The sequence below is a fragment of the Saprospiraceae bacterium genome, from assembly GCA_016709995.1.
In the GTDB taxonomy this organism is placed as follows: Bacteria; Bacteroidota; Bacteroidia; order Chitinophagales; family Saprospiraceae; genus JADJLQ01.
Map to the genome: position 1 here is coordinate 1,136,514 of JADJLQ010000002.1, position 25,252 is coordinate 1,161,765.

23 protein-coding genes are annotated in these 25,252 nt (G+C 40.6%); 8 read left to right on the plus strand and 15 right to left on the minus strand.

Features of this window, described 5'->3' with window-relative positions; translation table 11 throughout:
* Positions 1–134: 134 nt before the first annotated feature.
* Complete coding sequence (locus IPJ09_18830) at positions 135–641, plus strand: C40 family peptidase (protein MBK7373447.1); 507 nt, start codon at positions 135–137, stop codon at positions 639–641.
* Here IPJ09_18830 and IPJ09_18835 read toward each other — a convergent pair.
* Positions 591–1,424, minus strand: a complete 834-nt coding sequence (locus tag IPJ09_18835) for a hypothetical protein (protein MBK7373448.1) — start codon at positions 1,422–1,424, stop codon at positions 591–593. The genes IPJ09_18830 and IPJ09_18835 overlap by 51 nt on opposite strands.
* A 166-nt stretch (positions 1,425–1,590) precedes the next feature.
* Here IPJ09_18835 and IPJ09_18840 point away from each other — a divergent pair, with 166 nt between their 5' ends.
* Entirely contained in the window at positions 1,591–2,184 is a 594-nt protein-coding gene (locus IPJ09_18840) for an adenylate kinase (GenBank protein ID MBK7373449.1), read from the plus strand.
* Positions 2,185–2,208: 24 nt separating this feature from the next.
* Positions 2,209–3,225 (plus strand): GTPase ObgE, encoded by a 1,017-nt coding sequence (obgE, locus tag IPJ09_18845; protein MBK7373450.1) that lies wholly within the window; start codon positions 2,209–2,211, stop codon positions 3,223–3,225.
* On the opposite strand, the gene IPJ09_18850 is transcribed toward obgE, so the two are convergent.
* Positions 3,222–3,878, minus strand: a complete 657-nt coding sequence (locus IPJ09_18850) for a lysoplasmalogenase (protein MBK7373451.1) — start codon at positions 3,876–3,878, stop codon at positions 3,222–3,224. The genes obgE and IPJ09_18850 overlap by 4 nt on opposite strands.
* A gap of 15 nt (positions 3,879–3,893) precedes the next feature.
* The gene (locus tag IPJ09_18855; GenBank protein MBK7373452.1) at positions 3,894–4,424 is read right to left on the minus strand and encodes a CvpA family protein; all 531 of its coding nucleotides are present in this window, start codon (positions 4,422–4,424) and stop codon (positions 3,894–3,896) included.
* Between the two features lie 246 nt (positions 4,425–4,670).
* Between IPJ09_18855 and IPJ09_18860 the strand changes: the two genes are divergently transcribed.
* Positions 4,671–5,168 carry a hypothetical protein gene (locus IPJ09_18860; GenBank protein MBK7373453.1) on the plus strand — a complete coding sequence of 166 codons (498 nt, stop codon included), beginning with the start codon at positions 4,671–4,673 and terminating at the stop codon, positions 5,166–5,168.
* A 49-nt stretch (positions 5,169–5,217) separates the two neighbouring features.
* On the opposite strand, the gene IPJ09_18865 is transcribed toward IPJ09_18860, so the two are convergent.
* Together IPJ09_18865 and IPJ09_18870 are read right to left on the minus strand one after the other, a co-directional pair.
* Positions 5,218–5,940: a Crp/Fnr family transcriptional regulator gene (locus tag IPJ09_18865; protein ID MBK7373454.1), complete on the minus strand. Its 723-nt coding sequence runs from the start codon at positions 5,938–5,940 to the stop codon at positions 5,218–5,220.
* A gap of 210 nt (positions 5,941–6,150) precedes the next feature.
* On the minus strand, positions 6,151–7,545 hold the full coding sequence (locus IPJ09_18870) for a hypothetical protein (protein MBK7373455.1): 1,395 nt from the start codon (positions 7,543–7,545) through the stop codon (positions 6,151–6,153).
* Between the two features lie 361 nt (positions 7,546–7,906).
* Between IPJ09_18870 and IPJ09_18875 the strand changes: the two genes are divergently transcribed.
* Entirely contained in the window at positions 7,907–8,539 is a 633-nt protein-coding gene (locus IPJ09_18875; GenBank protein MBK7373456.1) for a response regulator transcription factor, read from the plus strand.
* Here IPJ09_18875 and IPJ09_18880 read toward each other — a convergent pair.
* Entirely contained in the window at positions 8,519–10,399 is a 1,881-nt protein-coding gene (locus IPJ09_18880; protein MBK7373457.1) for a hypothetical protein, read from the minus strand. The two genes, IPJ09_18875 and IPJ09_18880, sit on opposite strands and share 21 nt — an antisense overlap.
* A 152-nt stretch (positions 10,400–10,551) precedes the next feature.
* Between IPJ09_18880 and IPJ09_18885 the strand changes: the two genes are divergently transcribed.
* The 3 genes from IPJ09_18885 (at position 10,552) to IPJ09_18895 (ending at position 17,003) form a co-directional block, all read left to right on the plus strand.
* Entirely contained in the window at positions 10,552–15,807 is a 5,256-nt protein-coding gene (locus IPJ09_18885; protein MBK7373458.1) for a hypothetical protein, read from the plus strand.
* 21 nt (positions 15,808–15,828) lie between these two features.
* Positions 15,829–16,383, plus strand: coding sequence for a T9SS type A sorting domain-containing protein (locus IPJ09_18890; GenBank protein ID MBK7373459.1), 555 nt, complete (start codon positions 15,829–15,831; stop codon positions 16,381–16,383).
* Between the two features lie 212 nt (positions 16,384–16,595).
* Positions 16,596–17,003: a hypothetical protein gene (locus IPJ09_18895; GenBank protein ID MBK7373460.1), complete on the plus strand. Its 408-nt coding sequence runs from the start codon at positions 16,596–16,598 to the stop codon at positions 17,001–17,003.
* Positions 17,004–17,091: 88 nt separating this feature from the next.
* Here IPJ09_18895 and IPJ09_18900 read toward each other — a convergent pair whose 3' ends face one another.
* The 9 genes from IPJ09_18900 to IPJ09_18940 form a co-directional block, all read right to left on the minus strand.
* Positions 17,092–18,714 carry an amidase gene (locus tag IPJ09_18900; GenBank protein MBK7373461.1) on the minus strand — a complete coding sequence of 541 codons (1,623 nt, stop codon included), beginning with the start codon at positions 18,712–18,714 and terminating at the stop codon, positions 17,092–17,094.
* A 35-nt stretch (positions 18,715–18,749) separates the two neighbouring features.
* Entirely contained in the window at positions 18,750–19,304 is a 555-nt protein-coding gene (locus tag IPJ09_18905) for a cupin domain-containing protein (protein MBK7373462.1), read from the minus strand.
* A gap of 9 nt (positions 19,305–19,313) precedes the next feature.
* Positions 19,314–19,736, minus strand: coding sequence for a BphX family protein (bphX, locus tag IPJ09_18910; protein MBK7373463.1), 423 nt, complete (start codon positions 19,734–19,736; stop codon positions 19,314–19,316).
* Between the two features lie 42 nt (positions 19,737–19,778).
* A complete protein-coding gene (locus tag IPJ09_18915; GenBank protein ID MBK7373464.1) occupies positions 19,779–20,186 on the minus strand; it encodes a hypothetical protein in 408 nt (135 codons plus the stop codon).
* 256 nt (positions 20,187–20,442) lie between these two features.
* Positions 20,443–21,387, minus strand: coding sequence for a hypothetical protein (locus IPJ09_18920; GenBank protein MBK7373465.1), 945 nt, complete (start codon positions 21,385–21,387; stop codon positions 20,443–20,445).
* Between the two features lie 135 nt (positions 21,388–21,522).
* Positions 21,523–22,467: a c-type cytochrome gene (locus tag IPJ09_18925; protein MBK7373466.1), complete on the minus strand. Its 945-nt coding sequence runs from the start codon at positions 22,465–22,467 to the stop codon at positions 21,523–21,525.
* A 158-nt stretch (positions 22,468–22,625) separates the two neighbouring features.
* Positions 22,626–23,279 carry a response regulator transcription factor gene (locus IPJ09_18930; protein MBK7373467.1) on the minus strand — a complete coding sequence of 218 codons (654 nt, stop codon included), beginning with the start codon at positions 23,277–23,279 and terminating at the stop codon, positions 22,626–22,628.
* Entirely contained in the window at positions 23,280–23,987 is a 708-nt protein-coding gene (locus IPJ09_18935) for a sensor histidine kinase (GenBank protein ID MBK7373468.1), read from the minus strand.
* Positions 23,900–25,216, minus strand: a complete 1,317-nt coding sequence (locus IPJ09_18940) for a tetratricopeptide repeat protein (GenBank protein ID MBK7373469.1) — start codon at positions 25,214–25,216, stop codon at positions 23,900–23,902. Before IPJ09_18940 ends, IPJ09_18935 begins: the two co-directional genes overlap by 88 nt.
* Positions 25,217–25,252 lie beyond the last annotated feature (36 nt).

Below are 25,252 nucleotides of genomic sequence, written 5' to 3' on the forward strand. Positions count from 1 at the left end.
TTTTGGAGTCGATACGCTGGCTCACTAGCGTCTGATATTCTGAGGAATACATAACAAACTATTAACCACCTTTCACAACTATTAACATCATATTAAAAAAACGGGTGATGTGACCTGGTTACCTTTGTCTCTCCATGAACGTATTGCGCCAACTGACCTGCATTGTGCTGAGCTTATTCCTGTTTGTCGCCTGTAATCAGAGCAGACATATAGTGTCCGATAAGGCCAAAGCGGCAGATCAGGCCTACCTAAAAGCCCATATTGAAGAAATCGAAACCCTTTGTACTTCAGCAAAAAAATTAGTTGGTAAACCTTACCGGCTAGGCAGTTCCGGGCCCAAATCTTATGATTGTTCTGGTTTTACGGCTGCAGTCTTTCAGTCGATTCATCTTTCGCTCCCCCGTATGGCATTTGACCAGGCACAGGTAGGTCACACCATAAAGTTGCCTTTGATCAAGCCCGGAGATCTTCTGTTTTTTGGCAATAAAAAGATCGATCATGTAGCGATGATCAGCAAAGTCAAATCAGGCAAAACATATTTCATACATTCTACTTCGAGCAAAGGTGTGGTTGAACAGGTTTTAGAGGATTCAGACTATTGGATGAAAAGACTTAAGCTGGCCAGGAGGGTCATTATTTAGAGAGTCCTGACCCAGGTTTTCGATTAAAATGGCCTGGATCTGACTCAAAATTGCTTTGGTGATGACTTCTATTTTCGCATGAATGCGTGTAAGTTCTTTTCGCTCTATGTCATATATTTCAGAAGCTCCCAGACCCTCATTCAAACGCATCATAAAAGTATAGTGGTCGTGCCATATGCCCATCCACTTAGGTAAGATGGCATCATTGGAAAAACAAGGTGCAGGGTTTTCCCATTTTATGCTTTTACGATTGAACATAAATCGTTTCATTTTTTTTCTGACCAGGTGGATTTGATCTTCATTCAAGGGTCCTTGACTAAGAAGATGATGGATTTCCTTTGCCTCATTAATAAGGTAGTTATGAACTTCCTTACGACGGATGGACCGAAGACGGGGCACAAGGCCTTTCAAATGTCGGTTGAGTGCCTTCATGTTTTTTTTAGTCATGAAAGTATCGTATTGGGCATGAGCGACTGCCTGGCGCTCGAGCATAGAAAACTCTAATGCCGGCAACCCGATACCTGTTGCATATTTTTCCAGCATGGTCTGTTCCAGATGAATCTCTCTGAGAACACCTGCAGATTTGTAAATATCCCGAAATGGTTGAAGAGATTTTTTGCGATCAAAATTTTTGTCGCATTGACCAATCATAAAATGGAGAGCGACTAATTTTTTAATCTGCAACCTCAAGGATAGCATATAGGTTGGAAGGAATATGTCACTCCTTTCATTTTCAGGCAGGTCAAATCTGATTTTAGAATAATAGTCGAGTAAAATTTTCAAGTGTTCAAATTTAAGCTTCTGCCTTTTAAATACCAGTTTTAGTTTTTGTCAATATAACTACCCAGAATACTGAGCTCCTTATTTTGTGATTGACGGTTAGATAAATCTTAGAGTTCTAGTCACTTATTCGTATCTTTCGCCTTATAGAAAAGCTAGTATACTGACCATGATTAATTTAATACTTTTTGGACCTCCGGGCTCAGGCAAGGGTACGCAAGCCATGAAACTGGTTGATCAATATGATATCACGCATCTATCTACCGGCGATATGTTTAGATATGAGCTGGGCAATAAGACTGAACTTGGCCAACTGGCCAAATCATATATGGACAAGGGCCAGTTAGTGCCTGACTCAGTGACCATTGCGATGCTCAAGCAGCGAATGGATAGCGGTATTGTAAAAAATGGGTTCATCCTCGACGGATTTCCCCGGACTATAGCACAAGCAGAAGCATTGGACGAACTTTTAAATGAAAAAAATATAAAATTAACTTCATTGCTTTCTTTAGTGGTAGACGATGATGAATTGGTGCATCGTCTGCTCGAAAGAGGAAAGACCTCTGGCCGTACAGATGACCTCAATGAAAGTATCATCAGGAATAGAATGAAAGTATATCGTGATGAGACGACCCCGGTGTATGATTATTATGACGCAAAAGGATTGTCCATTCAGGTAAATGGTATGGGTACCGTCGATGAAATTTTTGAAGAATTGTGCCTGGTGATCGACGATCGGTTCACCACCAAGTTTGTTTATTAAAAAAAAATAGAGTTACTCCCTTACATGGCTGAAGAAAATTTTATTGACTTTGTCAAAATCTTGTGTCGTTCTGGTAAGGGCGGGGCAGGAGCTGTCCATCTGCATCGGGCAAAATTTAAAGCCATGGGAGGCCCTGATGGCGGTGATGGAGGTAGAGGCGGCCGAATCATGGTCAGAGGCAATAGTCAGCTCTGGACCTTACTGCACCTACGATATAGAAAACATATCTATGCTGACGATGGGGGAGGTGGTGCTAAGGCCAATAGGACTGGTCAGGCAGGTGAAGATATTTTTATAGAAGTCCCTTTGGGCACGATGATCAGGGATGTAGAAACTGAGAAGGTTCTGGCAGAAGTCACTTCTCAGGACGAGGTGAAAGTGCTCATGGATGGAGGCAGGGGTGGTAAAGGGAATGCATTTTTTAAATCATCTACCCATCAAACGCCCAGGTTTGCTCAGGAAGGCGAGCCCGGCAAAGAAGCATGGCTGTCTTTCGAATTAAAGATACTGGCAGATGTAGGCTTGGTTGGCTTTCCCAATGCAGGCAAATCAACTTTGCTGGCTGCGGTCACAGCCGCCAAACCCAAAATAGCCAGCTATGCATTTACGACGCTGGTACCCAATCTTGGTATCGTCGATTATCATGGGGGAAAATCTTTTGTGATGGCCGATATCCCGGGTATTATAAAAGATGCCCATGCCGGCAAAGGATTGGGAGTAAGATTTTTGAGGCATATCGAACGCAATGCCGTCTTATTATTTATGGTGCCTGTCAATAGTGAGAGTATCAGTAAAGAGTATAAGATTTTGCTCAAAGAGCTGGAACTGTATAATCCGGAGTTGATGGACAAACCCAGGCTACTGGCTGTGACCAAGATGGATCTCATCGAGCCTGATCAATATAGTGCGGTCAAAAGAAAACTGCCCAAGGGAGTGCCTTACTGTTTGATTTCTGCTGTCAATCAATATGGCTTGGGAGAATTAAAAGACAAGATTTGGGCACTGATCCATCAAGGTCAGGAAGGTACAGAAGGCGCTTAATGCTGTTTATAAGTTGCACCCCTTACGATTAAAAATTGCGCTATCAAATAGGTGAGCATGATCCAGGTCCCTGCTTGTGGTATGGCCATCTTAAATCGGTTGATGGCTAGTAAGCTGTCAGAAAGTACAAAAAACAAAGCCCCGACCACAGAGATATATCCACCTATTTTGAATGACCTCCAACTCTGCCAAGCCATCAAAGTGAGGACTAGTCCATAGATCGTCACCGGAACCTGTAGGGCCAGCGGCATGCCAGGATACAAAACTGCTAAAAAGGTGATAAAATAAAGCAAATAAGCCACGAACCAGTACTTTGAAATACTCCTTGGTCCCAGTCGGAAGAAGCTCAGAATATACATGCATTGAGCACAGAGAAAAGCACCTAGTCCAAAGTAAAAATAGAGTGGTTGATATAATGTTTTTTCAAACTGCAACAGCACATCTCCAGCTGTGCTAAAGGCCAAAGCGGCAAGCAGGGATTTGATATAGGGAAGATTTTTTGAAACAGATGTCAGCGAAAAATAAAAACCGACGGCCAGCACCGGCATCAATAAAGGCTTGGTATAAATGGTGATATCAGACCAGCTAAAAAACTCCGCAATCAAATGAAGCAGGGCCACAAAGAAATAAGGTAGATAGGATCTTCGTAGCATCAATATAAGATAGAATTAATTGTTTTTTACACTGTCTATCGTTGCACTGGCTTTGTCGGCAAATTCTCTAAAAAGCGGCTTGACCATAGCGATGGCGGATTTAGACTTTTCCGGCAAGGTCTGCAAATAGGAGTAGGTGTAGCTTGCTTTTTTAACCGGTTCTGAAATTACTTTCACCTGGTCAGCAAACCATATGCCATAGCTAAACAATAATAAAAACAAAACACTCAAAGCTGCTCCGCCAATCACTTGATTGAATATATTGATCTTAATCATCTTTAGCAGGTCTTCAAATCGGTTGCCTAAAAACCGCACCAAAAACAAGGTCAACACAAAAGTCAGTGCAAATCCGACCAGGAATACCATTGGACTATTGCTCCCCGATACTTTTTCTAACATTTGCACGATATATGGAGAAAGTTTGAGTGCTGCCAGGAGGCCTATGAAGATGGATACGATGCCAAAGATGGTCTTGACTATGCCTTTGGTATACCCGAGGTAAAAACCATAAACTGCTATGAGGGCTGCAATGATGTCTATTGCCATGGATGGATGAATTTAAAAAGTCAATATTAACATCGGATTTGTGAAATTGATAAAGTTTTCGACAAATGAGCCAAAATAAGACCTAAATATAGCTATTCAGAATTTGTCAAAGGGCTCTGAATCCACTTTTCAAGGCGGTAGACAGCTTGGCCTACATGACCTCAAAATATAAAAATCATAAATCACTCATTATTTTCTTTGATTTATGGCATATTACTTGTAGGTTTATCTGTTGTGAAACCTATTTTGGCATTATTTATTGTAGTATGCACTTTTGCGAATAGTGCAGCTGCTACCTTTTCCTCTAAAGGTATTATACCCCTGGAGGTTCTGGACAGTTTGCCAAAAGTATTTCTGATAGGCCAGTTCAGTGAACAATATGAGAAGCTAAACAGCTCCACCACTTCATTATTAGAGGTATGCAACAATGATGTTTACCTGGCTTATGACAAATGGCTACATACCATGACTGAGTTGGAGAACGTGAGTGATCAGTTGGGTTTTAGTCTCAAGGGGGTACAACTTTGGTGTTCCATCAATTGGAATGCAGACGGATCTATCGGACATTTTGCCTACTACCCCAAGCCTGGATCTAAGGCCGTAGACAAAGTAGTGTTTGGTCAGGTAGTGGAGACCATGATGTCTTATTACAGATTGCCTATTGCTTCTACAATTGCTTTTTATAATTATGGCAGTGTAGCTTTTCCAGTGCCTGGGAAAAAACAAGTAGCCAGCAAAAAATAACCTTCTAATTTATTGTTTTAGCAAGGCACTTACTACTTATTAACTATATTTAATTTAACTGATATATTTGCTTCAGCGAAGCCTCGTCAAGTATCTTGATATTTCTGCCCCTGACTTCGATTAATCGCTCTACTGAAAAGGAAGATAAAGTCCTGATCACGTTGGCGGTAGTCATATTGGTCCATTCTGCCAGATCTGACCTTTTTAATCCCATATTCAGGAAGGAATTTGTAGGGTCAATACCAAAAAAATCTTTAAAATATAATATTGCATAGGCCAGTCTGCCTCTCATATGCTTTTGAGTCAAATGCATTAAATGGTTTTGGGCTGATTCTAATTTGCCGGATAGATAGGTGCTGACTTGCAAACTAAAAGCAGCATTATTTTGCATGATCTCCATAAAGTGATTGGAATCAATAGTGCAAATGAAAGTATCTTCCAAGGCCATCGCTGACGAATGATGATGTTGATGAATTAATAACTCGGGAAGGGCTATGAATTCTACGGGTTTATTTAAGGCGATAATCACATTATTTCCAGAGTCGGCTCTTCGGGTAAGTTTAACTTTTCCTTGCTGCAAGCAAAGGAGTCCCTTTAATTTACTGCCTTCTTTGAAAATGTACTCTCCAGCCTGGAAGCGAGCAAAGGATTTATTGGAATTTAATAATTGTAATTCCTCAGGTTGAAGTTTGGAGAATAAGGATAAGTGTCTAAAGGTGCAGTTTATGCAAGCTGAAGAGCAAGATCCTTCAGCAAGATCCCTCGTATTCATTGTCGATGTACACATATTCTGTAAGGTCCGGAGCGCCCAAAAATATGCTGCTCAGGAGTTGGGGAGACTGATTTATATCAGGTAAAATGATAACCATCATCATCAAAATATAAAAAAATGGTCGGTTAATCTCTTTGCAGAGTATTAGACCGACCATACACTAAACCCCTTAATAACCTTACAGAAATATTTTTTTATTTAGATTATAGATCATCTGCATCCCATATCGTCCTTGGACAGTGGATCATTGTTAGGAAAGCAATTGCCAGACATCACATTGGTAGGCAAATATCTTTCGAGGTCGGGGTCCCTAAGTGCATTTTCTAAGAAATCAGTAAGCTCATTTACTTCTGTGGCATTCAATCTGAGTGGATGAAAAAAGGAGGATAATTTACTATTTGGCACATTTGGATTTTCTCCCTGGCCATTGTTAAAATATTCCACCACATCGTGAACTGAGGTTTTACTTGCACCATGGAAGTAAAATCCAAAATCTTTTACATTGTAGAGCTGAGGCACTTTAAATTTGTAGTTGTCTTCTGTTGATTTTGTAAAACCACCTCTACCCAGATTTCTTTTATCATCAACACTGGTGCCAAAAGTTGTCGATCTGTTTTGATACATGTCTTTCACTCCTACAGCTTGGAAAACCATATTGTTGAGCGAAGGACTTCGATGACAATTGACACACCCGGCTTTGCCAAAAAACAGGATGGCCCCATTTCGTTGTGTAGTGGTCAGCGCAGTGCTCTCACCTTTAAGCCAGTCTTGAAAAGGTGCTTTGTTGGTGATGATGGTGCGCTGATATGCTGCGATGGCATTGCCAGCTGTCTGCCTGCTGTATCGATCTTTGACAGCTACCTCAGGGAAAGCTGCATCGAACATCGGTGTGTAACCCAACCTATCGCAGATCTCTTTGGTTACGTTTTGCCTGTGGACTATGAGCGCTCTGTGATTATTGGCCTCCAACCCTTCCAAATTATTAGCATTGATCGCTATCAAACTATCTTGCTTCCATACAGATTCTGTTCCAATATTGACGCCTCTGGACCCAAATGAGCCGGCCCAGAGTGCATTCGTCACATAAGTCAAATTTAGCATTGGTAAGGGTCTTGCGCCTTGAGCATCTACCTGTTCGTCTGTATAAGATGGATTTTTAATTCTTCCTTCTCCATGATTTCCAAATCCGATAGCGCCATCACCTATGCCCTGGTACCTGCCTGCAGTAAATCCTTTGGAAGCTATATGGCATGAACCACAAGAATAGGTGCCCATGGATTCGGTTTTTACCGCATCCATCCCTATCCCTGTTTCAAAAAATAACATACGGCCAAGCTCAACTTTGGCTTCGTTGATGGGATTTTTTGGGTCTTGATTGGGCAGACGATGCAGCTCAAAGCTCTCAGGTAGTATATAATATTCAAAAGACCCTGTAGGTGCATTCTGTGCCAGGAGTTCTTTTAATTGAAGGTCCAGAGCCTCTTCTGTCAGTGGTTCATGCGAACAACTTGATAAGAGACCAAATAGAATAAGTAGGGGCATTGCTTTCAATAATAGCCTGGGCCACCCCTTTGTGATTTCGGAAATCAAAATTGCTTTTTTCATAGATTGTCTTGTTTATATCGGTTTAGATAGATGGTATCAAATCTGTGTTCGATAACAGAGGCAAACCTATGATCTATGTATTCTAGAAAATATGCTTTACAACATATGCTTTGTTGAAGGAGGTGTAAAACTTTAAGCAATTTAAACCAGATAAGAATACATCAGTTTAAGTCTAGTCAAGCCTGGTACGATACTTTCTGGTTTTTTTGCAATTATATCAGTTGTACCTTACAACCTTCAATTATCTCAACTCGCTTCATTAAATGTTTAGCCCAGATATATATATGAAGATATAAACATATGAGGAATAAGAAATAATCTGAATTTTTTATGCTTCATAAACTTTCCCTATATTAGAACTGTGCCAAATGTCTTTTGCGTAGATGACCATGCTTTAATCTTGGAAGGATTAAAGAATTTGCTTGAGCAGGTTGAGCATTTTAATTGGATAGGGGAATGTAATCATCCGGATAAACTGGAGCAGATTTTATCAAACGACAGAAATATTCATATTGTGCTGGTCGATGTATTTTACAACAGAGAAAATAAACTGGTTCGGATCGGTAGTATGGTTCAAAAATTTAACCATGTCAAATGGATCATTCTCAGTGCCTATGAATCGCCGGCATTGGTGCAGCAGGCTTTTTTATATGGCGTGGCCGGTTACCTGAGAAAAGATATCACTATGCTGGAGTTGAGTCAGGCACTCAAATTGGTATGGTCAGGCAGACAGAACATTACCTGCCTGGGTAGTACCTTGCTGCCTTCCACGCATATCACCACGGACAGGGAACCTCTGTCTTCCAGAGAAATGGATATCATAAACTTAATTATTAAAGGGCTGACAGAGCAATTGATAGCTGAATCTTTATTTATCAGCAAGCATACGGTGCACTCTCATCGCAAAAATATATTTAGAAAATTGGGTATTCATTCCAACTCTGAACTTATTCGTTATTTTATTGAAAATCCATTACACGGAATTGGGTATTGACAATACGTGCAGCATGCCACCGCCCGCTCTTGGTTTGGCTTCAAAATTCCCATGGAGCAAGGTTGCTCTGGATTGAATGCTGGACAAACCAACACCTTTACTATCCAGGATAGACTTGGCATAATCATAAGTATTTCCATTATCTGCGACCTCTAGTTTCAATTCATTTTGATGCTGGTCTAATGTGACTATTATTTGCGAAGCACTTGCATGCTTCAATATATTATTAAATATTTCCTTTACAGTCTGATATATGTTTTGTTTTAAAATTAAACTCAGGTATTTGTTGATTTCAGGTGTAAAATTGAATTCTATATCCATATTCGAGTCATTTAATTCGATTTGATAAACTAGCTCTTGTATGGCATTGGTCAACTCCTGGTGCTGTAGTGACAAGGGTGCAAGATTATGAGATATATTTCTGACTTCCTGGGAGGTTTGGCCTAGTTGGGTGACTACATCTTCGAGGACTTTTTTTTGAGTCCCTTCTTCCAATTTGTATTCAAGTGATGATAATCTCATGCGCGCACTTGCGAGCGACAAACTGATGCCATCGTGTAGATCTTTGGCTATCCTGATTCGTTCCTCTTCCTGACCAAGAAGTATATTTTCTACGGCTTTTCTTCTCAGTAAGGTGATTTCCCTTAGATGATATATTTCTTTGGTGTATAATTCGTAATACCGGTAGATTATAATGATGCTAATACATACAATTTCAAGCAAAAAAAGAATAACCAGCATATTGGGATAAAAGGGCTGTGCTGGTATCCAGCCAAAATGAAGACTTACGAGGAATAATAGAGGTATGATCAATCCTGTAGTCAATACCAATAACCACATCACTTCAGCCTTTTTATTGGTTTTCCATGCATCGAATAGTAAAAATATGAGGGCTGCGTCCGCTACCGGAAGCAGCAATGCAGTGAATTGCACGAATCGCATCATCAAAATGTCAGATATCCAATTTGAGGAAGCATAAGTCAACCTGCAAATTATATTTAGCCCGCAAAGTATGATGCAGGCTTGAAGGAAATAATTGATGGCCGGGTATTTTTTATTCGAGCCAATAAATTTTAAAACAAAAAGAATGTAAAAAATATTTGCGAGGTGTTTACTCAGTTCTAATATATTGGTTTGTATCCAGGTTTGATCAGGCCAAATTGCTGAAAAGGTAATCCCTTTAGCCGAAGCCATATAAAGACATAAACAAGTGGCATACAGGAAATAATACAGGATGACCCTAGTGCGTATGACACAAAAGGTAATAAATAGTATCAGTATGTATAAAAATGTGGAGCCAAAAAGTAAATTCCACCGATTGAAGTTTTCACCGTAATTATAATTTCCGGGCAATATTATTAATGGTGCATTTAATTCAGCTCCTTTTTTTTCCAATCTTAAATAATATTGTGCTCCTGCTCCAGCTTTTAATTCTATTGGGAATAAATATTCAGTGTATTTTATCGGCCTTGAAGAAAATGGAAAATGATTGCCTGTACTATAATGGGAAGAATCATCAGGGCTGATTGAATAAAATTGAATATCATGAATATGTCCATTGGCAAGATTAAGTAATAATTTTTGTAAGGTATCCAGTGGATTGGTAAGTTGGAATTTTACCCACCAGGCTGATGTTGTAAATCCAAAATTCTGATAAACACTACCTTTTTTAAATTCGAATTCAGGCAATAGACGAATGTCATCAATTGATTTCTGGCCTGATTTATCCTCGTAGATCTGAATTGAATTGGCCAACTGCTGATTAGCCCAGGCTGTTTGGTCTTTTGCTTCTGAGCACAAAGGCCATACAAAGAAAAGATAATAAATGAACAGCTTTATAACTGTCGATGACTTTATCATGAAGTACGATTTGAAATTCAAATTAAATACATTTTCTGACGGTGTTCAAACTATTTCAGTAGTTTTTATTAAAAATACCCTCAGGAGGGGATTGTAGAAAAGCCAAGGCTTGATTTGCTTTGTGCAGCAATATTCTAAAAAATTACTACTATATGAAATCTGCCAATTTTGTATTAAGATCGGTTTTGAGTCTTATTTTGTTGTTAACAGTGATTTTGTCGGCGAGGACTCAGGTGCAAGTACCGACCACCATCAATATTCAGGGTGTGTTGACCAATGTGGCCGGAGTGCCTGTGACTAATGGAGTATATTCAATATCTTTCAGATTGTATAATTCTGCCCAAAGTGATGTCATTCTGTGGTTGGAGACCCAGAGCAATGTCAATGTAGCTGCAGGTGTCTTTAGCACCCAGTTAGGAAAAATAAGTCCCCTTACTCTGCCATTTGATCAGACTTATTTTCTGGGCATTAAACTGGGGCAGAATCCGGAAATGTCTCCCAGGATCGAGCTCACAGCTGTGCCTTATAGCTTGATGGCTAAAAATATAGAAGACAACTCCATATCGACTGGCAAGCTTCAAAACAATGCAGTGACCCTGGATAAAATAGTAACTCCATTGATTTCAAGTATTAACGGAATTACCAATGATGGTGGCAATGTAAATCTTGTAGCCGGAGCCAATGTTTCTATTACGACCGATAATGTAAACAAATCAATTACCATTTCTTCCACTGGTGAAGGTGGTGGCGGGACAGGGAGCATCCTTCAGCTCACAGATGGCAATGGCATCAATATCCAGAACCCGACTGGTCCGGTTTCAGCCATTGGATTGAAGCCAAATATTCAGCTTGGGCCGGGTGGGTCTCTCCACATCCTCAATCAAAACTCAGCTGTGGTAACAGGTATAACCACCAATAGTGCAAACCAGGGTGGGAGCATCACCACTTCCAATGCCCAGGGTACCCAAATGTTTGGGGTTACTAATTTTAACGATGGCCAGCCATTATTGTTTTTGAACAACAGGTTGGGTAGACAGATCGTAGATTTAAAAGCAAATGAATCAAGTGATGCAGAGTTGAATCTTAAATCCGGAGCAGGAAGCCCAACCGTTCAATTAAGAACTAATGAAAATGCTGGAGGAATTATCAATGTATTTAATCAAAGAAGCAATGCCGTAAGTGCACTCACCACGACTTCAGCAGGTAACGGCAGGTTAATGCTGAGTTCAGTGGATAATGTACTGGTACTTGACCTGAAAACCAATATCGGAGGAGGTGGTTTCTTATCCCTCTTCAATGATGAATCTACAGAAGCGGTGAGATTATCCACAGCTGAAAACCGCGGGGGGATTATCAGTGTAAGGAATAGAGCAGGCAATACAGCTGTAAATCTGAGTACCAATAATGTAGGTGATGGTGGTTTATTCGTCAGATCCGGAGCTAACACTGCCGTGGGTGATTTGTCAGTAAATACCAATGGGGGTGGATTTTTTAGCATCTCCAATCAGGACCCGGTAGAAATTTTTAGGATTACTACTACAGCTCAGCGGCAAGGATCTATGCGAATGAACAATCGGTTGGGAAATCTTACTGCAGAGCTGACCAGCAATCAATTTAGTGACGGAGAATTTAGACTTCACTCCGTCCTGACCAATCCAACTGTCCTCTTGACTGCCAATAATAATGCTGGGGGACTCATCAACATATTTAACCAGCAAGGTTTGATCGCTGCCCAGGCGACGGAACTAGATGGAAACGGTGATTTGAGGATAAATAATGAGCTGGGTGAAGAAAAAGTTCGGATTAATACCATGAACGGAAGTGGAAGAATCAATCTAAATAATCGATTGGGTAACTCAGTGGCATTGATTAAATCCAATGCATTTAGCGATGGAGAACTGACCTTAAATTCTGTATTAAAAACCCCTACCATTCAATTGACTGCAAATGACAACGCCGGTGGTTTGTTTAATTTATTCTCACAACAGAATAAATTGTCTGCGCGGTTAACAGAATTGGAAGGTAGTGGAGATTTTAAATTATTTAATCCACAAAATATTGATATTGTCAATCTGAGATCATTTTTAGGCGATGGAAGCCTATTGCTTAAAAATAAATTAGGTTTCGAATCGGCTGGGATAGAGGGGTCAACGTTGGGCGGCTTTATGTATGTCACTGATGGCACTAAAACCAATGGACTAAACCTTAGAGCTGTACTCAATGGAGGAGTTGGTGGTGGGGAGCTCGAATTATACAATGCCAAAGGCGTCAAGACTTTTTTTCTCACGACTAATTTTAATTCAGAAGGTTTATTGCAAATCAGAAGTAAATCTGACAAGACCAAAAGCAGAATAGAACTCGGGAGTGCTGCGAGTGAATCAGGTTTTCTAACAATTTTTAATAAAGACACCAAAGGAATATTAAACCTTCAAGCTGACGCGATCACTCAGGAAGGACTCATTCGCATAAGTTCAAAGGCCGTCGATACACTTGACAGAGCCCGCCTCGGCGGGGATGTATTAGGCAATGGGTATTTAAATCTTTTTAACTCCAAAGGACTTAAAACTTCTTTCCTTGGCCACAATGAGTTTGGTGATGGCAGTATTGAGTTAAAAAACCACTTAGGTAATACTGGAGGTTATTTTACTGCATTCCAGGATGGAGGAAGTATAGCAGTCACGGATGGAAAACCCGGTACAAATCACAGGGCTTTGATGGGCAATACGATATTCGGAGGGAGAACAGCAATATTTAATGCAAATAATCTCATGACTCACGAATCGAAGGTCCAGCAAAATGGCGAAGGAATCATCCGGATAGCCAATCCAAAAGATATCATTAAGAGCCGGGTTGAAATAGGAGGTTCTGCTAATTTGGATGGTTTTATCACCATGTATAATAATAAAAACCAACGCGCTTCTGACTTAACATCAAATGCTGATGGATCCGGTATGATAGCGACTTACAAAGATGAAAAAAATCAAACCCAGATGAACTCATCTTCCGCAGGCGGAGAGATAAATGTCTACAATAATGGGGGCAACATTACATCACAAGTAGGCCACTTTGATGATGGTCGCGGAAAAATAGAAGTTGGTTTTTCCAATGGTACCAAAGTGGCTCGTATGACAGCCAATACTGACGGCTCTGGATATTTAGGCGTAGACAATAGCGACAAAAATGAAGTGGTACGCATTACAGCTAATACTGGCAAAGGCGGTGGCATCGGCGTAAAAAATGCCTTAAACAAAGATATTGTGACCATTACCCAGAATTTAAATCATGGAAGTATACTCGTCAATAATGCAAGTGGAAATAATACAGGTGCTATAGCCCATTTTGATGATGGCCGGGGCAAAATAGAGGTAGGTGCAGCTGATGGGACTAAAGTGGTTCGCATGACTGCCAATACAGATGGTTCAGGCTTTATAGGAGTAGATAATGTTGACAAAAAAGAAGTAGTGCGCATAACGGCCAATAATGGTAAGGGCGGTGGAATAGGTATCAGAAATAATCTGGGCAATGATATCATCAATTTGACCCAGGACAATGCATTTGGTGCCCTGTTGATAAACAATGCGGTTGGGTCATTGATATCCACAATGACACATAATTCATTAGGCGGAGGATTTATGGGTAATAAGGATCAAAATGGCAAAGATGCAGTATGGATTACCACAAATACTAATGGCGGTGGCAATGTGACTACTTTTAATGAGTCGGGCAAAGTGGCTACTTCGCTATCGTTGGACGGAGCCAATCATGGCAAAGTCGCGGTCCATGGCACGGCAGGCAATGAGATCGCTCGAATGACATCTACTACCAAAGGAGAAGGACTGGTCACCATTGACAATGGCAGTGGTGTCAACCTGGCAGGTATGACTACTAATGCCAATACGGGTGTTGGCTATTTATATACCAAAGATGCGAACGGTAAAGAATTAGCAAGAATGACATCAGCCGCTGGTACCGGTATTGTAAACATCGATAATTCGGCAGGATTTAATCTGGCGGGACTCACTAATAATTCATCATCAGGAGCAGGATATGTATTTGCCAATAACTCCACAGGCAAAGAGGTGGCCAGAATGACTGGCACTACAGCCGGCAACGGATTTATAGGGATTAATAATAGTGCCTCAACTAATTTGGGAGGCATAAATATGAATAATTCTTCCGGGGGTGGTTACTTATTTGCTAACCACAGCACAGGTAAAGAGGTCGCTCGCATGAGTTCACTCACTACAGGTGATGGATACGTGAGTGTGGACAATGCTGCAGGCAATTCAGTATCCTTCTTATCTGTCAATAATGCAAGTGGCGGTTATATCGGGGTAGCCAACAGTAGTGGTGGCACTGATCGCGCCCGATTGGCTACTTCGGCCGGAGGCACAGGATATATCAGCGTTGGAAATGCTACTGGCAAAGAAGTAGTTGAGCTATCGGTGACCACTAGCAATCATGGTACTGTAGCGACTTATAATGCAAATGGATCTGTCATAGCCGGTTTGCTGGCATCCACATCAGGCCAGGGTTATATACGTGCCAGCAATGCATCAGGTAGCGAAAGAGCTTATATGAATAGTGGGGACCTTGGAGGAACAGTTGCTGTCAGGGATAATGGTGGCAATCAACGGGTGACCTTAAGTGGTGGAGGCAACATGGAAGTGACGGATGCGGATGGGTCTTATTTGTCAGTCTACAGTACAGGAAGTGGAGTCAACCTCATACTGGTGGACAAAATGCAACATGCCAGAGCTGAAGTAAAAAGTGGAACTATCCTCGCCAAAGGTCCCAATGGAGTAGAGCATTCTTTTATGTCTTCTGCTACTGCACCCAACCTGGGATATATTGGTGTTTGCAATTCCAATCTCGTAGGCAGTCCAGTCAAAGCGGGCATGTATACGAATGCCAATAATCAAGGTATATTATTTGCCGATGTCAAAAATTTTAAAATGGATTATCCCGGTAAGCCGGACAAACAAATATGGTATGGCAGTCTCGAAGGGCCTGAATTGGCGGCATATATCCGAGGGACGGGAAAAATGATTAATGGCAGTGCCAGAATAGATTTTCCGGATCATTATATCCAGGTGGCAAATGCCGGCACTATGACGGTCATTGTAAGCCCATTAAGCAGTAAATCCAAAGGTATTGCAGTTGTGAAAAAGAGCAATACCGGATTTGAAGTTGAGGAATTATTGGATGGGACCGGAACTTATGAATTTGATTGGGAAGTCAAATGTGTACGAAAAGGATATGAAGGATTTGAAGTAGTGAGAAATAAATCCGATGAACCTAAACCATTTATACCTGATTCTGATGGTCCGACTACGATGGAGCCAAGAAGTAACACAAACCTCCAGGCCGACCAGGTGATCCAGCAAAAAATTACCCGTCAACAATAATGAAGTAATAAAATCAACTGAATGAAAAGATGCTTTCGAATTGGTATTTTATTTGTCTGGATGAATGGCGCATATCTGTGTCTGCATGCACAGACAATGCTAAGTAAATCAGTCATTAGTAATGGAGGACAGGTGACAACAGATGGAAGTTACATCCTAAACCTCACGATTGGACAACCGGCCGTTGCCAAATATGTAACCTTAAATAATATCACTTGTGTCGGCTTTTGGTATCGGATGGAAGAAAAATCCAATAAAAATTTAGCCATAGAAAAATACAGCGCACCTGAGCCGATCAAACAAAATAAGCCCGGTGTCATCTCGGATCTGACGATTTACCCTAACCCATTTTTTCGCACGGCCTTTATTCAATTCGATCTGGAAGCAACCAGCGAAGTGAGGCTCAGTATGATCGATTCGCAAGGGAGAACAGTAGATAACATTGTGGATCAAATCATGCAAAAGGGGACATATAAAATTGAATACCATTCCACCAGTATGGTCAGCGGAGTACATACGATTTGTTTGAAAACGAATAATAAGATGCAGTATAAACGCTGCATGATTCTTCAATGACAATTAATCATAATTTACTATAATATAACCTGAGCAGGGGATTGTCCATTGAAAAAAGAATTGTTTCTATATATTTTATCTGCATTATAATTTTAGCAGTTAGCTGCAATTATATCACCATACACAGACATATAAATGTTGACCTTGATGATAATAAGACATTTGAGCAAAGTGGGTCATTTGCTAAAGCCTTTGATTTTTACTCGCATGATTTGATCAATGCGATTACTGAAAACATCGATGCTAAGGACGCAAGAATAGGGAACCTTCAAATAGAAACTTTGCAACTGGATTTCGCTGTTAATAGTGTTAATACAGCGACATCGATACACAATGTGCACATAAAACTGGCAGGTGGTTGGGGAAGCGATGGATCCAGCCTCGCAAAGTTGGATACTTCCAGAATTATTGTCAACAGAGCGGCAGTGATCGTTGCAAATACCTATTTGGTTTTAGCAGGAGTTGAAAAGGTAAAGGCTGCACTGATTAAAAATCTGGTTTCTAACCAAGATCAACATTTTACCATGGAGATGACTGGACTGATTCCTACCGGTCAGCTGTTCAGTGGAAATGTCAAATTGATATTAAAGGCCACTTTAGATGCGGTCACTTGTGAATGAGTCCCGTTTGGCTAAGGTCCTAGCGAATGTATCATCATGCCTTTTAACCTAAGGCTGTTGACAATGATAAATTTGAGCTAGGACACGTTTAGAGCATTGAATTGGCTGGACGGATAAATCCAGGTGTAATCTCTTCCAATTGTTTTGCTAGTCGGATCAATTGTGGCTCAGAATAATATTTTCCAACTATCTGTACGCTTATAGGCAATCCTTGTTTATTTAATCCTAAGGGAATGGTTATCGCAGGATGACCGGTAGCGTTGACCATGAGTGAAAATGAACCTGCCTGCCAGTAACCCACGGTGGATCCGTCTAAAGGAATGGGAGTACCACGCGGACATTTTTTGATAGCCTCTGTGGGCATGACCGGCGTGATCAAAAAATCATAACTATCAAAAAATGAATCCCAGGTTTGAATCGTTTTTTTTCTTAAAGCTTCCATATCCTGCCATTTACCTTGATCCAGGCTGGTAGCGAGATCAAAAGAACGGGACAAATCGATCGAACCATCATCGAACTCTTTGAATCCTTGCATAATCAATTGCCGCATGAGCCAGGGCTGACCGCTAGTATTCATACATCCCATCAATGCCATAAATAGTACAAATTGATCATCAAAAGTAGCAGGGATAGTATCAGTAGTTTGGGTTCCTAAACCTTCGAGCCGAGAAATCAAGGTTTCGATATTTTGCCGTATATCCCGATTCGACGGAAACAATTTGCCACCGATTTTTAAGTGATCTGTGTAAGCTATTTTGTATTGGTCTAGGGTTTTCGAAGAATCATAAAGGTATGAGATATGTGTTGAGAATTGGTTGGGAGTTTCTTTCAGTACTTTCCATATCAATTCAATATCTTCAGGGGTGCGAGCCAAAGGACCAGCAACTGCCAAAGAAGAATATTTTTTATCAAAATCATAGCCAGGAAAGTCCGCATCCCATAAGTCCAGCGCTTTTTCCGTAGTCTTCAAACCATACAGTCCACAGTAAGCGGCGGGTGCCCTGACACTGCCGCCCATATCTCCTCCCAGTTCTAATGGAACGAAACCAGCAGCCAATGCAGCGGCGCCTCCTCCAGTGCTGCCGCCAGGAGTACGTGTAGTGTCATAAGGATTGCTGGCTGGAGGATAGATCTCCCCGTAAGTTTGATAGTCCATGAGCATATATGGAACATTGGTAGTGCCGATAATGATAGCACCTGCCTTGCGCAATTGGGTTATAAGTGCTTGATCTTTTTCAGGTTTGAATCCTCCTACCATCTTTGCGTTCAAGGTACAATAAGCATTTTCAACAAAAAATTGTTCTTTGACGGTCATTGGTACTCCGTGTAAGGGACCCATCACAATGCCCAGTGCAAGCAGGGAGTCTGCTTTTTTTGCTTCTGCCAAAGCCTTTTCTTCAAACAGCCAGACCAGCGCATTGTATTTATAATTGTTTTGTTTAATGTAGCCAATCACATCCTGTACCACTTCTACTGAGCTGACTTTTTTATTTCGAATGTCAGCTGCCAGGTCCGTAGCATTTTGATATGCGAATTTGCCACCATGAGACGAAAGGGTCGGACGAAACAACTCTTCCTGCAATTCAGGAATGGGACCAAGGGGTTTAGGAATGAGGGAATAAATATATCCGCCAATAGCCAGTGCGATGACCACAAGGGAAGAAACGGCAAATATAAACCATTTAACGATTCGTTTGGTTGAAGTTTTCATGATACTAAATTTGATAGGGTGTATTTCAGTTTAATTTATTTTTTAAATGGTGCCGGAGCATTTTTGAATTTTTTGTACTTCCCGCTAAGTTTTCCAATTATATAAGTTAAAGGCATGATCACTTTTCTTACAAATAAAGGAATCGATGTTGCTTCAAATTCAGATTTGTATTGAGTTGAAAGGAAAGCCGCATCAAAGAGTTCAGGGCGGTCTGAACCCGCTTTTTTCTGAGCAGCATATAAAGTCGAAAGAAAAAATACTACGTTATTGGCAGGTTGTAACCAACCCTGGATTTCCAATTCCTCTTTGCCATCGTTCCAGAAACGGTGAGGTACCCCTCTGGGGAAAACTACCGATTGCCCTACAGAAACCTGCACTGGTTTTTTTCCTTGAATCTCATAGCTTAAGTTTCCTTTGACCACGGTGAAACCCTCATCCTGAAGATAATGAACGTGCATGGCAGGACCTCCTCCCGGTGCGCAATATCCTTTTACAATTAGTTTTTCAACGCCGTGCTCCGGGGTAATTTCCTGGAAGACAATTTTTTCCCCCAATCCGTTTTCGATAGTGTGTGGCAAGTTAAAATTCATAGGTTGATTTTATTTATTTGTGGGAAATACTGATTTGGCTGATTTTAAAAACATAAATCCGGTGACGATGATCAGTAAGTGAATGAGAATGAATACAAGATAACTGAGGTAATCATATCCTCTCAAGATCCAAATCGAATCACAAACTACTCCTCTGAATACCTCTGCCCAAATCACCACAAGCACCAGCCACCTGGCTTTAACCCCTTGACCAGATGCCAACAAAAGCATCACCCCAATCACGCCCAACTCGAATACAAAGACCATCCAGGCATCGGAGAATGATTGAGCTGCCAGATAATTCCCCTGGTATTTAGGGGGTAAATTTTGTGCGAAGAAATCAGGATTAATAAATAACCCATATAGATTCATTAAAGTGAGTAAAGTGTAAAAGGAGCCGACGAGCCGCATCCACCACGTAAGTTTTTTCATGCCTGTTTTTTTTAATTAAATATTGTATAAGAAATTTTATGATTAGTGAAAATGCTTAAAACTGAGTATCAAAGTCAAGCTGCTCAGCGCACAGTAGACAAGCTGAACTAAGGAAAATTTAGTGCCTTTGGCATAGTGTAAATAATGCCATGCAAACATGATAGGGTAAAACCAAAGTACCATCCAGGCCCACAATTCTCCATTGCGAAAGGGGATCCAGATGATCAACAATGCAAACAAATTCATGCCTAACATTTGGCTTGTAAAATCCATTAGCAGAAATTTCATGGCTTTTGAGGGTTCAGGCGAAGATTCTGCTATTTGCCCTAAATTGATTCCAGCGGCTTGGCTCAACATTTTGTACGCAGTTTCGATTTTAAAACTCCAGACTATGCTGAAGATGAAGCCTATCCCTGAGAAATAGGTGAATATTATTAGTGCTAAGTTCATGTGAAAGGATTTAAAATGTATTTTCGATTTGTGGAATTATTTAATTTTTTCGATGCACTTTGGTTTGACTTATTTTGAGTATGCCCAGTAGATGCCAAGAGTTAACACGATTAATATAGTCTTTGCTAAAACTTCGAGCACTCGCATAATTTTGTTGTTTATAGTTTTCATAATTTTTTATTCTTTTGCATTTCCTGAGAGATAAGAATCAGTTGGTTTGTCGGATAAATTGCCTGGACAATTTCATTAGTGCTATTTACTTGGTAATGGCAGCGTTCATTTCATCTAGTTTCTTTTGCAACTTCGCATCGGTTGGTGTAGCTGGCAAAGATTTTAAATAATTGTACAAAGCTTCCAACTCTTCATCATCATGCACTCCAATTCCGGGCCAGGGCATAAATTTTGCGTCGAGTGTTTTGTTCTCCGGCGTCTTACCGGTGCGCATGGATTCTCTGAATTGATTGACCGTCCATTTGGCAACATTTCCTCCTGGTGTGATATTGGGCACCGGAGGTGAAGATGGGTCAGGAGATATCCCTCCGGCCAATTGTGTACCATGGCAAGTTTTGCATCCATGAAATCCCGCCATATAGGCTCCGTATTCTGCTTTAATACTTTTAGGTGGCGATTTTAAATGATGGACGGCATTGTGATCGATGATGTCATATGGGTACAAATCACCAAAAAGGCCAGCACCGGACATTATTTTAGCCATCAAAGTGAAATTAGTGGGCCCCTGGGTTTTTTCAATCGGGTCCAATGTTTTCAAGTAAGCTATAAGACAGCCAAGGTCTTCGTCACTTAAGAGGCCTATAGACTCCGAAGGCATCACCGTTAGTGCTTTGCCCTGAGGATTGAGACAATGCCGGAAGGTGCGCACATAATCAATATCTGAATAATGTTCGGTGGCACTTCCTTTGGCCCTGGTGATGTTAGGACTAGACATATATCCTATCATTGGATCATTGAAAAAATCTTTTCCGGCAAGATCATGGCCATGGCATTCTCTGCACCCTACAGAAAGTAATTTTCCCCGTACCAGAGATAAGCTGTCAGTGGGTATTACGATTGCTTCCACTTTTTGATCAAAAGTCCTGTTGGCTAAATTTTCAGCTTTTGTTTTTAAATAAAAAGCGCTTATAGCCAGGATCAAAAGCAAAGAACCTAAGATAATGCCAGTCCATTTTAATATCTTTTTCATGATTGATGGTTTTATGACATCAAAATTACCATCGACATTTAATGAACTGGATTCTAAGAACTACTTAATCTGACTACGCAGATCTGCTTAAATTTTAAAAAACTGAAGATAACGACACTCCGACAGAGTGGTTGTTTATTCTTGGGTTGATGAAGCCAGTTTGTCCATCTTTTTCTGTACTCCAGGATCGGTAGGCAATGCCGGTAATGACTTAAGATAATTATATAATCCTTCGAGTTCAACCTCACTGTGGGCTGCGATGCCGGGCCAGGGCATAAACTCCGCTTTCAACACCTTGCCTTCGGGAGTCTTGCCGTTGCGCATGGTCTCCACAAATTGGGTGACAGTCCATTTGCCTAGATTTCCGCCGCCAGTAATATTTGGAGCTGGAGGCGAAACAGGGTCAGGAGATATACCTCCATTTAATTGGGCACCATGACACGATTTGCATCCTATAAATTTAGAGAAGTATTCACCATAAGCAGGATCAGTAGAAATATTAGGTGCTGAAATATGATGGACTGCATCGTGATCAATGACATCGTATGGGTATAAATTGCCAAACATGCCGGCACCAGCCATCACCTTAGCAGTGAATGTAAAATTAGTAGGTCCCTGCTTTTTTTCAATAGGATCTACCGTTTTTAGATATGCTATAAGGCAGCCAAGGTCTTGGTCACTCATCTGGCCAATATTTTCTGACGGCATCACCATCAAGGTTCTTCCAGTAGGATTAAGTGCGTGGCGTAGTGTCCGTACGTAATCGAGGTCGGAGTATTTTTCTGTTGCGCTTCCTAGAGCCCGGGTAAGGTTTGGACTGGACATGTATCCGATCATTGGGTCATTAAAAAAATCACTTCCTGCCAGATCATGTCCATGACAAGTTCTGCACTCAACTGATAACACCTTGCCTCTTTCAATAGATGCACTATCACCTGGTATAGTGATTGCTTCAACCTTTGGGGTATAGATACGCCCTGCTAGATTTTCAAATTTTGATTTTAGATAAAAAATAGCAGCGCTAATAACTATAGCTAAGCCGACGAGAGAAATCCCGATCCATTTTAAAGTCTTTGCCATGGTTTTTTAAATTAAATGATTTTTTGGGTTAATATTCATGGGCCCTACATAGTTTAGTTCACTATACTTAAACTTTTTTCTTTAAAGGTAAAAAAAACTAATATTTAATAAGATGATAAAAGGAATTTTTTTTCAATATCTACTTTTTTTCATTTTTATCAAATCAATTTATTTTTAATCGCAAATTGTGTCAAGCCGGCGATGCCATTCACCTCCAGTTTTTGAATAATATTGTTGCGATGAGTATCTACTGTACGCGGACTGATATACAGTTGATGTCCAATGGCGGTAGAGGATAGACCTTTGGCTACCAGTTTTAGTATTTCTATCTCCCTTTCTGAGAGCTTGGTGAGTTCAGGATTTGCAGAGACCGGAGTCTTATGAGCAAGTGCCATCGTAACTTCTCCGGTAAAGTATTTTTGTCCCCTGGCTACCATCGTTATAGCGGTCACTAATTCATCTAGCGATGAGTTTTTGTAAAGAAATCCATCCACATCATGCTGTAAACAGGACTCAATCAATTCTCTGGATTGCATCATGGTGAGCAGGATAAATTTTATGCCAATAAAATCTTTTTTAATGATTTGAAGCGCTTCTAATCCGGTAAGCTGTGGCATATCGTGATCTGCGAGGACTACATGAGGCTTGACACCAAAGCGTAACTGATGTACGAGATCCTGGCCATTGACCGCTGTTCCGATGAGGTCAAAGTGATCGACCGTTTCTAACAAGGCGACCAGCCCTTCACGAACTAATTGGTGGTCATCCGCCACAAATATTTTGATTTTAGGTTCAGGTAGCTTGGTTTCCATTTATTTTTGTTCGATAGGGATCGTGATGGTACTATTCGTGCCGTGTGGTTGAATGTTTTCAAATTTATAACTCCCCCCCAAAGTAGCTACTCGGCTCACTATATTCAGTATACCCATGCTGGTTTTATTTTTTAGCTCATCTTCTTTAAAGCCTAGCCCATCGTCCTGAACCTGGAGTGTAAGCTGGTTGCCGGTCAAAGCCAGGATAAATAAAACATTTTTTGCCTGTGAATGCTTGATGATATTATTGATCATTTCCTGAGCGATGCGATAGATACCTATATTGATTTTATCGTTTAGTCCTGTGGTGATCCCATCGATTGAAATTTTGTAATCTACCCCTGCATTTTTTAGGGTATTGTCCAATAATAATTCTAAAGTAGGCGCCAATCCTTTCTGTTCAAGCGTAGGAGGGACCATCGTGTGCGCGAGGTTTCTTACTTCTTTGGTGGTGTCGTCCAGTTGACGGGAGATCTGGTCTATTTTTTCCGGAGTGATGGTTGCATTGGATTTAATTTTTTGGGCAACAAGGCTCACACCTAATTTGAGAGCTACGAGTTCCTGAGCTATACCATCATGCAGATCTTTAGCGATGCGTTTTCGTTCTTCTTCCTGGGCAGCTATGACGGCATTGAGCCCCTGTTTCTGTTCCTGAATGATTGCTGCGTCCAGTTCAGTCTTTTCTTTAACCTGAATCGGTGAAAATATAAAGTACTAAACAATACAAGACCTAACAAACCCGAAATCAATCCTGTAATCCAAGTTTTCTGCTTAAAAAGTTTATTTGCTTGGGTGTTGAGTTCGAGTTTTTGAAGGGCTATAGAAGTTTCCTTGATTTGATTTTGATATTTAGCTTCAGCTTCGGCCAGGGATTTGGTATTGTCAGCTTTATATAACGAATCATCTATAGCTACAAATTTTTTATACCAGCTTAGGGATTCCTTGTCATTGCCCAAGAGCTCGTGAGCTAAAGCAAATTGCTCATAATATACTTCTATGGGTGAAAGCAGTTTGAGTTCTTGCATTATTTTGTATCCAGCCTCTGCATATTGGAGCGCTTTCTTTGGTTGTTTTAATAAATTATAGGAGCTGGCCAGATTGATATATGGATAGACCATATTGGCTTTGCGATTGACTTTAGTTAGTAATTCTAAAGATTTCTCCGAAGAGCGTATGGCTTCTGCATATTTACTTTGATTATTATACAACTCACTCATCCCACCTTGAATTACGCCAGCCACAAAAAAATTGTCATACTTGAGTGCCAGGTCTATCCCTTTTTGATAATAGAAAAGTGCTGAGTCTGTTTGGTCGTCTGAGCCAAAGGCGACTGCAAGATTATTGTAAGTAAAAACTGCTCCCTTCTCATCTCCATGTGTAAGTCTTATGTTTAAAGCTTTCTTTAAGTATTCGATGGATTTGTCATGTAATTTGAGATCAGCAAAAAGGTTGCCGATATTGGCATAACCCGAGGCTACATTTTTGTATTCTTTAAGGGTTTCGTTGATTTCAGTAGCTTTGATCAGGTAATGTATAGCTGAGTCAGACTTATATTGTTCTTTAAAATTGGTACCAAAAAAATTATACACCCTGGCGATTCCAAGCGAATCTTTCATTTGAATCCGTAGCGGCAGCTCGTGGCGGTAGATAGCAATAGCAGAATCATAGTTGCCTTTTTCACTTTGGTAAAACCCCCTAAGACTATAAGCTCTGGCTGCCCCTTTCAGATATAAGGATTTCTTTGACATCTCTTCAAGCGTATCAGCATAAGCAGGGATAAGCTCTAAATCTTGATTTTCCAGTTCAAAGGCAAGGTCATAATAGATATCTGATTTTTTTATAGGATCCTGCTCAAGACGAAATGCCTGCCTCAAACTATCAATCATCTTTGTAGACTGACCATAGCCTGAAGGAATAAATATACCGTTGCAGAGCACCCACAGAAAAATAATTCTGATGACAGATTTAATCCT